The organism is Pricia sp. (assembly GCF_041745955.1).
In the GTDB taxonomy this organism is placed as follows: domain Bacteria; phylum Bacteroidota; class Bacteroidia; order Flavobacteriales; family Flavobacteriaceae; genus Pricia.
In genome coordinates, this window is sequence record NZ_JBGTHY010000240.1 from 1 (window position 1) to 3917 (window position 3917).

The 3917-nt window shown below is 45.1% G+C and carries 4 protein-coding genes; 2 read left to right on the plus strand and 2 right to left on the minus strand.

Annotated elements, in window-relative coordinates:
- A partial coding sequence (locus ACEW8S_RS08675; RefSeq protein ID WP_373517762.1) for an MlaE family ABC transporter permease occupies positions 1-397 on the plus strand: 397 nt, incomplete at its 5' end.
- Positions 397-1164: an ABC transporter ATP-binding protein gene (locus ACEW8S_RS08680; protein ID WP_373517763.1), complete on the plus strand. Its 768-nt coding sequence runs from the start codon at positions 397-399 to the stop codon at positions 1162-1164. The genes ACEW8S_RS08675 and ACEW8S_RS08680, both read left to right, overlap by 1 nt.
- Positions 1165-1264: 100 nt before the next feature.
- Here the strand turns inward: ACEW8S_RS08680 and ACEW8S_RS08685 are convergent, their stop codons facing one another.
- On the minus strand, positions 1265-2725 hold the full coding sequence (locus ACEW8S_RS08685) for a DUF389 domain-containing protein (protein WP_373517764.1): 1461 nt from the start codon (positions 2723-2725) through the stop codon (positions 1265-1267).
- 15 nt (positions 2726-2740) lie between these two features.
- On the minus strand, positions 2741-3829 hold the full coding sequence (locus ACEW8S_RS08690) for a mannose-1-phosphate guanylyltransferase (protein ID WP_373517765.1): 1089 nt from the start codon (positions 3827-3829) through the stop codon (positions 2741-2743).
- Positions 3830-3917 lie beyond the last annotated feature (88 nt).

The window sequence follows — 3917 nt, forward strand, 5'->3', positions numbered from 1 at the left end:
CGAACAGATCGACGCTTTGGAGGTTATGGGGGTGAACGCCCTGAACTATTTGGTTTTCCCAAAAATCGTGGCCATGCTTTTCTATCCCTTTGTTATCGCTATCTCTATGTTCGTAGGCATCGTAGGCGGATGGATCGCCGGGGTTTTTGGCGGGTTTTTGACCAGTGCAGAATTCAGCGAAGGCCTACAGATCGACTTTATACCCTATCAAGTGCTCTACGCATTTATCAAAACATTGGTCTTTGCATGGATATTGGCCACCGTACCTTCATATCATGGTTTCTACATGAAGGGCGGAGCATTGGAAGTGGGCAAAGCCAGTACGACTGCCTTTGTTTGGACAAGCGTTTTTATCGTCGTCATGAACTACATACTCACCCAATTGCTATTGAACTAATGATCGAAGTAAACGATATACACAAATCTTTTGGCGATACACAAGTATTAAAGGGAATCAGCACGACTTTTAAAAAAGGAAAGACCAATCTGATCATCGGCCAAAGTGGCTCGGGAAAAACCGTTTTCCTAAAATGTCTACTCGGGCTTTTTAGTCCCGAGGAAGGAAGCATTTCTTACGATGGAAGGGATTATTCGAAGCTTTCGGGAGATGAGCGCCGCGACCTACGCCAAGAGATGGGGATGGTTTTTCAAGGAAGCGCACTGTTCGATTCCATGACCGTGGAAGGCAATGTCAGGTTTCCGTTGGAAATGTTCACCAAACAATCAAAATCGGAGAAACAAGATCGGGTCGATTTCGTGCTAAAACGGGTCAACCTTACGGAAGCCTACGATAGGTTTCCCTCACAGATATCGGGCGGGATGCAGAAAAGGGTCGCCATTGCAAGGGCCATAGTCATGAACCCAAAATATCTTTTTTGCGATGAGCCCAATTCGGGATTAGATCCCAAAACCGCTACCCTGATTGACAACCTGATCCAAGAAATAACCGAAGAATATGATATTACTACCGTTATCAACACCCACGATATGAATTCGGTCATGGAAATCGGGGAAAAAATTATTTTTTTAAAGGATGGGATAAAGGAATGGGAAGGCACCAAACATGAAATCTTCAAGACCGATAATGAGGCCGTTACCGATTTTGTATATTCTTCCGAACTCTTCGAAAAAGTGCGGCAGATGTATATTGAGGAGCGGAACTAGAGCTTAGAAAATCCCAAGAACGAAATTCCAAATCCCAAATTCCAAAAATAAATGTGAAATTGGTGCCTGAAGAGCAAAAAAGAAAAGGTTTTATCGGATACTACTCCCGAAGTTGAACGGTACTATCCTTCAATCGAATCTTCAGCCAGTGATGCAACCTTTTGTTTTCTGCGGATATTCTCCCTGCCCCCAGACCGGGTGCCCATTGCACCTGAAAAACGGATAGGGTGTCGATTTTATTGAAATCGGTCCTTAGGGCATTTCCATATTCCAACGCAACCAAATTTTCATAGTTTGCCTTGGCCTCCGCGCTGATATCGCGAAAAGGAATCTGTTTGGAAGCGGACTTTTTAAAACGCGTTAGTTCCGTTTCCAAAAAGGCGATTTTATCGTCCTTGCCCATGAGTTGGTTCTTTTGCGATTCGTAGAGTTCATTGACGTATCTGAGCTGATCGACCTGCTCGTTTTTAGATCCCTGAATGATATGAAGCTCGGTATCCCTGAGTTTAGGAAACTCATCGTTTTTTTGTTTTTCCCAAGTCGCGATAATATTTTCGGGGATCACCTCATCCCCCATAAAAACAAGTTCTATAAACGGATCGACACCGTCATTATATTGAATGTCGGTAAAATTGTCCATAAAACGGCCACCCTCGGAAAATTGGTAGGGTGCTACTTTTTGATTGATAAACTGTTGTGCCTGATTACTGAAACTTGACACTTTAAGAGCCTTGAAAAATGTATAACCGGCAGGTATCATGACCAGCACGGCAATAGCCGACGCGATTCGGGCGGTCATTCTCCGTTTCTGCGAATTGGCATACCGAACCATAGGAAAGCGTAGAAATTTAATGACCAAAAATGTAGCGAGGGCAATAAAAATCGTATTGATCGTAAATAGGTACAACGCGCCCCACGCGTAGTCCCAATTACCGATCGCGATACCAAAACCTACGGTACACAGGGGCGGCATTAATGCGGTGGCTATGGCGACCCCAAAAATAACACTGGCAATAGTTCCTTTCTTGGCACGTGCGATGACCAGTGCCAAGCCGCCAAAAAAAGCGATAAGTACATCCCGGATATCCGGCGCTGTCCGTGCCAGGAGTTCAGAGGACTCATCACGAATGGGAAAAACAGCGAAGAACAAATAAGCTGTCAGCACACTCAACACCACCATGATGGCAAAATTTTTCAACGAGCGCCGCAGGGTATCGACATCATTGATGGCCAATGACATGCCCAGACCTAATATCGGACCCATAAGCGGGGAAATCAACATCGCCCCGATCACTACGGCCGTAGAATTGGCATTTAGACCAATGGAGGCAATGAATATCGAACAGATGAGGATCCAAGAGGTATGGCCCCTAAAGGGAATATCGGCAACAATGGCTACTTTGGTAGCTTCTTGGTCGGTATTGGTGCGAATATCCAGGAGTTCCAGCAGAAAGGCTTTCGTACTTTCCAGCAGTCCCTTAAAATCCTTTTTTACTTCTTCCTTGCTCCCCGAAGGACCTTTGGTCGGGGTGATATTATCCTGGTTACGATATTCGTTCATGTTTTAAAACTGTCTCTAGGTGTAACTATCCCCGAATGCATCCTTTACCCTGTTCAGCACTTTTTTGATGTCCTGCTCCTTTGATTTGGGATAGATCAAAAGAACATCGTCATTATCAACAATAATATAATCCTTGAGGCCATCGATGACCACGATTTTATCCTTGGGGGAACGGATCATATTGCCAAATGCATCCTCGGAAATCACCTTTGCGTTCACAATGGCATGGTTGCTTTCGTCTTTATCCAATTTGTCGTACAAGGAGCCCCAAGTGCCCAGATCGTTCCAATCAAAGGTCGCCGGAAGCACGTAGATGGACTTCGAATTTTCTAAAATAGCGTAATCGATAGATATGTTTTCCGCTAACGGGTAATGCTCTTGAATAAACGTAGATTCTTTCGAAGTATTGTAGGAAGATATCCCAGATTCGAATAGCGCATATTGCTCGGGCTGGTATTTTTTAAACGCGTTCACGATGGTGTTCACGCCCCACATGAAAATACCTGCGTTCCATAAAAAATTGCCTTGGGCCAAGAATTCCTTGGCGGTGCCATAATCCGGTTTTTCACGGAATTGGTGGACTTTCTTGAGGCCCGAACGTTTCGGGCCGCCATCTTTCTCATATTCGATATATCCAAAACCGGTATTGGGAAAGGAGGGTTTGATGCCCAAGGTACAGAGTATCTCTTCGGTCTCACACTTTTCGAAACAGGCGGTAACGTCTTTGGCAAAAGCCTCTTCGTTTTCGATCCAATGATCGCTAGGGGCGACGATCATCACCGCATCAGGGTCCATTTTTTGGATTTTTAAGGCGGCATACAAAATGCATGGGGCGGTATTGCGCATGGCAGGCTCTAAGACGACTTGTTCTTGCCGCACCTTCGGCAACTGTTCCAGCACCAAATCGTTGTACCGCTCATTGGTCAAAATGAGGATGTTTTCCGTCGGAACGAAGGTAGTTAATCGCTTAAAAGTCTTCTGTATCAACGTATCGCCAGTACCCAACATATCGTGAAACTGTTTGGGATACGAGGATGTGCTCACCGGCCAAAATCGGGATCCGACCCCACCGGCCATTAAAACGGCATAGTAGTTATTTTTCATTTTCTTTGTTATTCTCTACGGCCGCAGTTTATGTCGACCACCAGTTATCCATAGGAACTCCATGCTTGGCGTTCCCACAGTTTATCAA